The sequence below is a fragment of the Bradyrhizobium sp. NAS96.2 genome, from assembly GCF_001908235.1.
Lineage (GTDB): Bacteria > Pseudomonadota > Alphaproteobacteria > Rhizobiales > Xanthobacteraceae > Bradyrhizobium.
The window spans coordinates 19584-27843 of the sequence record NZ_LGHK01000187.1 but is presented as its reverse complement, the minus strand read 5'-3'; the positions used below and the strand labels follow the sequence as shown (position 1 = coordinate 27843).

Sequence of the window (8260 nt, the reverse complement as noted above, 5' to 3'; positions counted from 1 at the left end):
CCTAAAGTTCGTTTTCGTTTTGTCGAGCTAATAAGAAAACACTTACTTAGTCAAGACCGGATTCTCGGGAAATGCGAAATCTCTTTTCGCCGTCGCTTCGTGGATTGGCCTGGAAGCAATCGAGCTAAAAAAATGCTCCGAACTTCGTTCGGAGCAGTTTGGGAGAACTCAAAACCTGATCGAGAGCGGCATCATCGTCCGCGAAGTTCATGGCGCAAGTTCATGGCGCAGGACGATCAAACTGCCCGCGAATGCATCCAGTCCGGATGTATGCCCGATCGCCGAGAGCGCCGTGAGCGCGCGACGAAATCCGGCACCCTCGCCGCTCATCGTTGCATGAATGGCCCCGTGCAGCGCTGCCGCGCCGTAACCCAGCGCCGCCGCGCGCAAATGGATTCGGCTGATGTCATTGGTACCGTCGAGCAGCGCGCGGCATTGTTCCCACAGTGCATCGCGACGTTCGATCCGTCCCAGCGCAGCCAGCGCAATCAGCGCACCGCCGATCAGATCATCGCCGGACGGCGTAAGTCCGGGCCCGAGACCGATCAAGCTGCCGAGCCCCGAGGCGTGATCCGCATCATGATCCGAGCCCGCGAAGATTCGCTCCAGCGCAGCGAGACCGGGCATCGCAGCCCGAACGAGCAGAGAAGCATCGCCCGGAACACGCCCGGAGCCGGCCACGGCGAGGCCTTCCGAAGTCAGCTCTCCGCCCCACACCGCATCGACCGCGTCGAGGCCGCGTCGCAGGCTGCTCGCCGACCAGCGTGGTGCAGCGGGCGGTGCCCAGACGGACCGCGCGGCCAGATTTGCGAGCGGCGTCCCTGCGACCCACAGCATGGAGTCCGCGACCCGCACGGGATCGCCGACCGCAAGTCGCTGCCATCGAAAGTCGCCGAGCACGTGCAACGGCCCCGATCCGATGCCGGCCCGTCCAACGCAGATCCAGACCCCGTCGATGACGGCGTAGAACGAACGTTCGAACACGGCGACGACCTGCCCCGCGGCGCGATCGCGAAGCGCCCGGTCGGCAAGGAGCCCCACTTCCACGCCGGCACAGACGGTCGCCGCGGGCCCGGGACGCCGCTCGCCCCGTGCACCCATGCGACCGGCCTGCCTTCCGTCAGTTTCGCGGCCTCCGACCAACATCCGCCCTCGCCTCCCTCAGCGTGCCTGCGCCGCGAACCGCTGCGCTGCGCCGGCCTGGGCCTCGCCGCCCAGATAGGCCGCCTCGAGCAGCGGATCCTCGGCGATGATGTCGGCGGCACCGCTCTTCAGGATCGCCCCGGTCTCCAGGAGATAGGCCCGGTCGGCCAGCGCGAGCGCGTGGCCCGCCATCTGGTCGACCACCATGATGGTCATGCCCTCGCTGCGCAGCCGCTCGAAGGACGCAAACAGTTCATCGACGACCAGCGGCGCCAACCCGAGCGACGGCTCGTCCAGCATGAAGATCTTCGGCCCGGTCAGCAGCCCCCGCGCCACCGCGAGCATCTGCTGCTCGCCGCCGGACAACAGCCCGGCGCGCTGCTCGATGCGCTCCTTCAGCCGCGGGAAGCGCACGAACATCGCCTCGATCTCGGCATCGAGGTCCAGACCCTTGCGCGCATAGGCGCCGAGCTCAAGGTTCTGCTTCACCGTCAACTCGGGAAATACCTGCCGCCCTTCCGGCACCAGCACGACGCCCGAGCGGGCCCGAACATGCGCGGGCATCGTGTCGATGCGCGCCTCGGCGAGCCGGACTTCGCCCGTGGATCGCGGCGGTTCGAGCCCGGCGATCGATCGCATCAGGGTGGTCTTGCCGGCACCGTTGGCGCCGAGCACGGCAACCGCTTCGCCGGGAGCGACCACCAGATCGATCCCGTTCAGGGCGCGCGACAGGCCATAGAACGAGTCGAGCGTCTTGACTTCAAGCGCAGTGCCCTGCCGCGCCGGCCGCGGCGCACGGCTCTTCTCACCCGGCGTGGCATCGCCCAGATAGGCCTTGCGGACCGCCGGATCGTTGCGGATCGCCGCCGCATCGCCGATCGCGATGCGCTTGCCGCCGTCGAGCACGACGATCAGATCGCTCAGCGACATGATCATCGGCATGTCGTGCTCGACGATGATGACGGCGATCCCGAGATCGGCGATCCGGCGCAATAGCGCAGTCAGGCGTTGCTTGTCGCCCTTCGAGAGGCCCGCCGCGGGCTCGTCGAGCAACAGGATGCGGGGCCGGAGCGCCAGCGCACGCGCGATCTCGACCAGCCGTTTCTCGCCATGTGACAGCGAATCCGCGAGACGGTCGACGTCGCCATCGACGCCGGCAAAGCGCAGCAGGAACCGGGCGAACCCCTCGGTCTCCGCGTTGCGCAACGCAGAGACGATGCCGCCGAGACGGCCGACCCGCTCGGCGAGCAGGATGTTTTCCAGGATCGTGAGCGAGCCGAACAATTGCGTGGTCTGGAACGTGCGCGCCACGCCGACCCGCGCCAGCAAATGCGACGTCATGCCCGTGACAACGCGATCGCCAAGCATCACCGTTCCCGCCTGCGGCCGGTAGAAGCCGCAGAGCAGATTGAGCGCGCTGGTCTTGCCGGCGCCGTTGGGACCGATGATGCTGGTGACGGCACCGGGCGCCGCCTTGAACGAGACGCCCTGCACGGCGCGCACGCCGCCGAACGAGATCGAGAGATCGGTCACGTCGAGCCCGGCCGCGCTGTGCGTTTCGAGGATCGCCGCATCGGCAAGCGCCGGCGCGATCGCGGACTCGGCCACGGGCTTGCGTGCCGGCAGGAGTTTTTCCGCGAGTTGCTCCGCGAGGCCGACGATGCCGGAGGGCGCGGCGCGCAACACGACGAACAGCAACACGCCGAAGGCCAGCAGGCGATATTCGGCGAGATCCGACAGCGCTTCCGGCAGCAGCACGACCAGCGCGGCGCCGATCACCGGGCCGAGCACCGAACCGGCGCCGCCGACCATCACGCCGAACAGCAGCAGCACCGATTGCAGGAACGGAAACGAGCTCGGGCTGATATAGCCCTGCAGCGGTGCGAACAGCGCGCCGGCCAGCGCCATCGCGGCCGCCGAGATCACGAAGGCGACGGCGCGGACATGCACCAGATCGATGCCCAGCGAGCGCGTCGCGACCTCGGTATCGCGGGCGGCGCGCATGGCATAGCCCCAGCCGCTGCGCTTCAACCGCTCGAACAGGAAGAGGCTAGCAAACACCAGCACGATGCCCGCGATGGCCAGCGATCGCTCGGACAGCGCATAGCCGAACACGCTCGGCGGCGCACTCAGCATCAGGCCGTTGCCGCCGCCGGTGAGATCGCGCCACTCGATCGTGACGTGTTCGACGATGAAGCCGAAGGCAATCGTCACCATCGCCAGATACGGACCGCGCACGCGCAGCGCCGGCAGCGCAAGCAGGCCGCCGACGATGCTGACCAGGACGATGGCGCCCGCCGTCGCGGCGAGGTAGGGCCAGCCGGCCTTTTCCATCAGCAGCACCGTGGTGTATGCGCCGATGGCCATGAAGCCGATATGTCCGAGCGAGATCTGGCCCGCAAGGCCGAGCAGGACGTTGAGCCCGATGCAGGCGATCGCGGTCAGCGAAATCGTCGCGATCAGGAACACCGCGTAGCTGTCCGCGACCGCGGCATAGCCGATGGCAATCGCGAACGCCGCGACCGCGATCAGAAGGGAAGCGCGAGAAATCATACCTTCTTAACTCCAGCTCGGCCGAGCAGCCCGTGCGGCATGATGACGAGGATGACGATGACGGAAGCGAACGTGATGATCTGGGTGTAGACCGACCCGAGATAGTTGGTTGCGAACACCTCGATCAGGCCAAGGCACAGTCCGGCCAGCATGACGCCCCAGGCGCTGGCGAGACCGCCGATGATCGCGGCGGCGAACGCCTTGATGCCGAACAGCGTGCCCATCTCCGAGGAGACGTTGAGCAGCGGCGCGATCAGCAGCGCGGCGACGCCCGCCAGCATCGCCGACACCGCGTAGCTCGCGGCGATGGCGCCGCTGACATTGATGCCCATCAGCCGTGCGGCATTGGGATTTTGCACCACCGCAAGCATCGCGACGCCATGCCGCGTGCGGCGGCTGATCAGATGCAGCGCCAGGGCAAGCAGCAGGCCGACCACGGGAATCAGGAGCTGCAGCGGGTAGACCCCTGCCCCCTCCACGATCTGGATCGGCTTGGCGGCGAGCACCGACGGGAAGCTGCGCGGCTCCTTGCCGAACACGAACAGCATCACATTGTCGACGATGATGCCGACCGCAACCGTCGCCATCAGCCAGTTGTCCGACCCGCGCTGCACGAACGGACGAACCGCGAAGCGTTCGATCAGAACGCCGTAAACCGCGCAGACCAATAGCACCGCGGGGATGCCGATCGCGGCCGGCCAGCCCCACACGACAAGGAAGAAGTATCCGGCAACGGCCCCCAGGGTCATCGAGCTGCCCTGCGAGAAATTGACCGTGCCGGACACGGCGTAAGTGACGTGAAAGCCCAGCGCGAGCAGACCGTACATGCTCCCCAGCGCCATTCCGGTTATTATCGCCGAAAGAAACGACATCGATGATCACCCCGATCTGCTTGCTGGACGACCGCTGCCGTCAATTCTTGAACGGCAGGATATGGTTGTCTTCGAAGTGAGCCCAGATGTAGTCCTGCGCCGTCAGCGCATCGTGCTTGTTCTGAGCGAACGGCTTCTCATAGGTCTTGATCAGGCCTTCCAGCCGGTCGATCCCGTAGAAGCCGTCACGAATGGCGGTCGGATCTGTGCTGCCGGCCTTCTGGATCGCGCCCGCGATCACCTGCACGCTGTCATAGGCATTGGCAAAGCCGACCGCAGGCGTCACGTCCGCGGGCCCCTTGATATCCGGATACTTGGCCTGCAACTCGGCGAGCACGCGCTTGCCGACCGGCGAGAGGTTGCCGAAGAAGCTGTAGGTCTGGACGAACACGACGCTCTCGGCGCTCGGCCCGGCGAGCTCGGTGAAGCGGCCGCCGGCCGGTCCCCAATGCGACACGATCGGCGGCGCCCAGCCCATCCGGTCGAGCGATTTCACCACCTGCGAGGATGGACCGACATTGCCGACCAGGAACAGGGAGTCGGCGCCGGCCTGCTTGAGCCGGGACAATTGCGCGACCACGTCGACATCGTTCGCCTCGAACTTCTCGACACCGGCCGGTTCGATCCCCGCCGCCTTCAGCGCGGCGCGCAGGCCGTGCTCGTTCGATTCGCCCCAGGGATTGTTGACGAGGATGAGGCCCGGCTTCTTGGCCGCGAAGGTCTTGCCGGCGAACGCGACGATCGCCTTGTCGACCTCGTCGTCCATCGCCGAGACGCGGAACACATAGTTGGACGCAGCGCCGTTCTGCGTGATGTTGGTTCCGGCGGCCCATGGCACCACGAACGGCATCTTGACGTTGTTGACGAACGGCACGATCGCAAGCTGGACCGGCGTATCAAGCCCGCCGAGCAGGACCGCGACCTTCTCGCGCTGGATCAATTCGCGCGCGGCGGTCAGTCCCTTCGCGGGATTGCTTTCGTCGTCACGACGCACCAGCTCCAGCGGACGGCCGAGCACGCCGCCCTTCGCATTGATCTCCTCGATCGCGATCGTGGCACCGCGGGTCAATGCTTCGCCGGCGCGGGCCGACTGCCCCGACAGCGCCGTGACCAGGCCGATCTTGATCGGGTCGGCCGCCTGCGCGCGCTGCGCAAACGGCAGCGAGCCGACGAGAATGGCGAGCGCGCCCTGCAAGACAACGCGGCGGCACAACCCGGTAATGGGGGTACAAGCGTAGTTCATTTCTGCAATTCCTCCCGCTCCGACGGCTCCCTTGCCGCCTCTGGCCCGCTGCCGCCGTTCCGCGGCCTTGACGGAAGTAAAAACTTTCTTCACAAATCGACGAATGTCAAGCGGCCGATCGCGCGTCGAATGGAGATTGCAATGCAGCGGGAGATTGGAGAGGAACCCGAGCGGGCCGTCTCGCGCGGCGTTCTCGGCGATGCAACATGCGCGCAAACGCCGGATTCAGCGCGCGGTCTCGTCTCTCATGACCGCTACCGCTACAGCGCGATCACGCGCCGCCCCGACTTCGTGTGGCCGAACGGAAAGCGGCTGGCGGTCTACATCGCGCTCAACCTCGAGCACTTCGCGTTCGGCGACGGGCTTGGCGCCGAGCTCTGCCCGGGCGGCCCGCACCCGGATGTCCTCAACTACGCCTGGCGCGACTACGGCAACCGCGTCGGCGTGTGGCGGCTGATCGATCTGTTCGACGAACTGAAGCTGCCGCTCTCGGTGCTCGCGAACAGCAGCATCTATCACTACTGCCCGGAAGTCATGGACGCCTTTCGCGCGCGCGGCGACGAGGTGGTCGGCCATGGACGCACCAATTCCGAACGCCAGGGCGTGCTTTCGCCTGCCGAAGAGCAGCGACTGATCGAGGAAGCGACCGATATCATCGCGCGCGCCGAGGCACGACGGCCGCTTGGCTGGCTCGGTCCGTGGATCTCGCAATCCGCTGTCACGCCGGACCTGCTCGCCGAAGCGGGCTACCACTACCTGCTCGACTGGTGCATGGACGATCAGCCGGTGTGGTTCTCGACACGGGGCGGCGGGCGCATCATGTCCGTGCCCTATCCGCAGGAACTGAACGACATCCCCGCGATTGTCGGACGCAAGGACAGCGGCGAGCAGTTCGCGACCATGATCACGGACACCTTCGAGGAAATGCTGGCGCAATCCGCCAGGCAGTCGCTGGTCATGGGCATCGCGCTGCATCCCTATCTGGTCGGCCAGCCCCACCGGCTGCGGCCGCTGCGGCGCGCGCTGCGGGCGATCGTCGCCCAGCGCGACGACATCTGGATCACCACCGCCGGCGAGATCGCGGCATTTTCTCGCGCCCTGCCCGACGGCATCGTGCCGACATAAGAAACCGGAGACTTCAATTGACCGCCATCGACACACTGTTCCGAAACGCGCGGCTGACCGATGGTCAGCTTGTCGAGATCGCCGTCAGCGGCGGCAAGATCGTCGCCATCACGTCGTCCCCGCAAGATCACGGCGCAGTCGGCGCCACCCATGATCTTGGCCGGCGCCTGGTGCTCCCTGGCATGGTGGAAGGTCATATCCACCTCGACAAATGCTTCATCGGCGACGACTGGAAACCGCATCGCCCCTGCACCGCGGGCTTCAGCGTGCGCGAGCGCGTCAAATTCGAGAAGGAAGCTCTCGCCGGCGCCAGGTCGATCGCCGTTCGAGCAGCAGCCCTGATCGACCTCTGCGTCTCGCAAGGCACCGCTCATATGCGAAGCCATGTGGATGTCGACGCCGAGGTCGGCCTGCGGCATTTCGAGGCGATCGCCGCAGCCCGCGAGGTGCATCGCGAGAAGGTTTCGATCCAGATCGTCGCGTTTCCCCAGAGCGGCATCCTGACATCGCCCGGTACGGCCGAATTGCTCGAGGAAGCCGTTCGCGCCGGCGCCGACCTGGTCGGCGGACTTGATCCCGCAAGCCATGATGGCGACGTCGCCGGGCATCTTGATGTCGTCTTCGGCATTGCCGGGCGGCATGGCGTCGGCATCGACATTCACCTGCATGACGGCGGTCTGCAGGGCATCTCGGAGATCGAGGAGATCGCGCGGCGGACCAAAGCGTCGGGCCTTGGCGGCAAGGTCACGATCAGTCACGCCTATGCGCTCGGCGAAGTGGCAAATGACGTGGTGCAACGGACCGCACACAAGCTTGCCGAGGCTGGCGTTGCCATTCTCACCAATGCCCCGGGTGCGCGCCCATTTCCGCCCGTGCTGCTGCTTCGCGATGCCGGCGTCAATGTGTTCTCCGGCAATGACAACATCCGCGATTCCTGGTGGCCCTACGGCGACGGCGACCTGCTCGAACGCGCAATGATGGTCGGCTATCGCTCCGGGTTCAACACCGACGATCAATTGGCCGCGGCCTTCGACATGGTGACGGCCAACGCAGCGCGCGCGCTCGGCCTCGGGGATTACGGCCTAACCGTCGGCGGGGCGGCGGATTTCGTCGTGCTGGATGCACAGCATGTCCAGGAAGCCGTGGTCGCTCGTCCCAAGCCGCGCGATGTCTACAAGGCCGGCCGGCTCGTCGCGCGTGGCGGCGTGATGGTGACCGAAGGCGCCCGGAAGCAGTGAACAGGGAGGAATCGCCCTTGACGAACCGCCGTAATGCCGATCTCAATCCCAGCTGCTTGCGCCGGGAACCGGACCGCTGCCCGATG

Annotated in this window: 6 protein-coding genes; 2 read left to right on the top strand and 4 right to left on the bottom strand. The window is 66.3% G+C overall.

Features of this window, described 5'->3' with window-relative positions:
* Positions 1-207 precede the first annotated feature (207 nt).
* From AC628_RS32410 to AC628_RS32395, 4 genes are read right to left on the bottom strand one after another with little or no spacing between them, the layout of a single operon-like run.
* Positions 208-1101 (bottom strand): oxamate carbamoyltransferase subunit AllH family protein, encoded by an 894-nt coding sequence (locus AC628_RS32410; RefSeq protein ID WP_074130819.1) that lies wholly within the window; start codon positions 1099-1101, stop codon positions 208-210.
* 60 nt (positions 1102-1161) lie between these two features.
* Positions 1162-3696 (bottom strand): branched-chain amino acid ABC transporter ATP-binding protein/permease, encoded by a 2535-nt coding sequence (locus AC628_RS32405; RefSeq protein ID WP_074130818.1) that lies wholly within the window; start codon positions 3694-3696, stop codon positions 1162-1164.
* On the bottom strand, positions 3693-4568 hold the full coding sequence (locus AC628_RS32400) for a branched-chain amino acid ABC transporter permease (protein WP_050420846.1): 876 nt from the start codon (positions 4566-4568) through the stop codon (positions 3693-3695). The genes AC628_RS32405 and AC628_RS32400 overlap by 4 nt, the downstream gene beginning before the upstream one ends.
* A 40-nt stretch (positions 4569-4608) precedes the next feature.
* Positions 4609-5811 (bottom strand): ABC transporter substrate-binding protein, encoded by a 1203-nt coding sequence (locus AC628_RS32395; protein ID WP_083633228.1) that lies wholly within the window; start codon positions 5809-5811, stop codon positions 4609-4611.
* Positions 5812-5952: 141 nt separating this feature from the next.
* Between AC628_RS32395 and AC628_RS32390 the strand changes: the two genes are divergently transcribed.
* Both AC628_RS32390 and AC628_RS32385 read left to right on the top strand, forming a co-directional pair.
* Positions 5953-6936, top strand: a complete 984-nt coding sequence (locus AC628_RS32390; protein ID WP_143201918.1) for a polysaccharide deacetylase family protein — start codon at positions 5953-5955, stop codon at positions 6934-6936.
* A 17-nt stretch (positions 6937-6953) separates the two neighbouring features.
* A complete protein-coding gene (locus AC628_RS32385; protein WP_074130817.1) occupies positions 6954-8174 on the top strand; it encodes an amidohydrolase family protein in 1221 nt (406 codons plus the stop codon).
* Positions 8175-8260: the final 86 nt, after the last annotated feature.

Excerpts from the sequence above, each read along its gene's own strand:
- AC628_RS32390 (WP_143201918.1), top strand. The coding sequence starts at position 5,953 with ATGCAGCGGGAGATTGGAGAGGAACCCGAGCGGGCCGTCTCGCGCGGC.
- AC628_RS32395 (WP_083633228.1), bottom strand. The coding sequence starts at position 5,811 with ATGAACTACGCTTGTACCCCCATTACCGGGTTGTGCCGCCGCGTTGTC.
- AC628_RS32410 (WP_074130819.1), bottom strand. The coding sequence starts at position 1,101 with ATGGGTGCACGGGGCGAGCGGCGTCCCGGGCCCGCGGCGACCGTCTGT.
- AC628_RS32400 (WP_050420846.1), bottom strand. The coding sequence starts at position 4,568 with ATGTCGTTTCTTTCGGCGATAATAACCGGAATGGCGCTGGGGAGCATG.
- AC628_RS32405 (WP_074130818.1), bottom strand. The coding sequence starts at position 3,696 with ATGATTTCTCGCGCTTCCCTTCTGATCGCGGTCGCGGCGTTCGCGATT.